The sequence below is a fragment of the Oleiphilus sp. HI0043 genome (assembly GCF_001634935.1).
In genome coordinates this window covers 1-1,190 of sequence record NZ_LWEY01000581.1, presented here as the reverse complement: position 1 = coordinate 1,190, position 1,190 = coordinate 1, and the positions used below count along the sequence as shown (strand labels likewise).

Annotated in this window: 2 protein-coding genes; both read left to right on the top strand. The window is 45.7% G+C overall.

What is annotated here, in order from left to right:
• Positions 1–415, top strand: a 415-nt coding sequence (locus A3729_RS07255; RefSeq protein WP_197475652.1) for an acyl-CoA dehydrogenase C-terminal domain-containing protein, incomplete at its 5' end; no start/stop codon positions are given.
• 135 nt (positions 416–550) lie between these two features.
• Positions 551–1,190, top strand: a 640-nt coding sequence (hemH, locus tag A3729_RS07250; protein WP_068633510.1) for a ferrochelatase, incomplete at its 3' end; no start/stop codon positions are given.

Below are 1,190 nucleotides of genomic sequence, written 5' to 3'. Positions count from 1 at the left end.
AACCATGAAAGGCGGGAAACTCCCCCTAACTTACTTCAATGAGATGCGTTCGTTACTTTCTATCGTATCAAACGAGAGTCACTTGAAGCACTGTGAAGGTTTTCTATCTACCTTGCAGTCTGCACTGAGTTGGTTAGGCCAGAACGCAAGCCAAGATCCGGAACAGGCAGGCGCGGTGGCATCGACGCTACTACGAACATTTGCACTAACCACCTTAGCTGTATTATGGGCCAGAATGGCCGCTCAAACGCAGCAAGCAGAAACAGCCAAACAATACCCAGCAGCGTTCCTAGAAGGCAAGCGTAAAGCTGCTGAACACTTCTTCCGCTTATACGCACCAGAAATGGAGGCATTGCTTTCAGACATAAAATCTGGAAAGAGTAGCATCATGGACTTTTCAGTCGAAGAGTTTTAGTCACCTCAAGCCACACTCCTGCATCATGCACAATTAATTAAGTGCATGATGCAGTTTTCTAGACAAGTATCCTTGCCATAGCGCGACAAACAATCAATCTTGTTGATACAAGCATTACTGACAGGAACAGGTATTATGAAATTTAAAGGACTAGACGATTTCACTCACACTCAAGAAGATAAAATAGGTGTGTTAATTACCAACTTAGGTACTCCCGACGGACCAACACCACAAGCTTTACGAGTTTACCTCAGACAGTTTCTGTCTGACCCTCGAGTTGTAGAAATTCCGCGACTTATCTGGCTGATAATTTTACACGGCATTATTTTACGCATACGTCCAAAAAAGTCGGCTAAAGCCTATGCCTCGGTTTGGACGGAGCATGGTTCACCATTGCTTTCGCACACACAAGAGCAGGCAAAAGCCTTAAGCAAGAGGCTAGAAACCAAATGGGGTGACAAGCTTGTTACCAAGTTTGCGATGCGTTACGGCAACCCTTCCATCGACAAGGTAATGAATTCAATGCTAGAAGAAGGTGCTCGACGCTTAGTGATCCTTCCCTTGTATCCTCAATACTCAGGTGCGACTGCCGGTTCCACCTTTGACGCGATCTCTACAGAACTAACAGCGCGTCGCTGGGTGCCTGAACTCCGCTTTATAAATTCTTATCACGACCATCCGCTGTATATCAAAGCAATGGCCGATAAAATAAAACAGTTTTGGTCTGAGAACGGCCAGGCTGACAAGCTCATGCTATCTTTTCATGGTGTCCCCA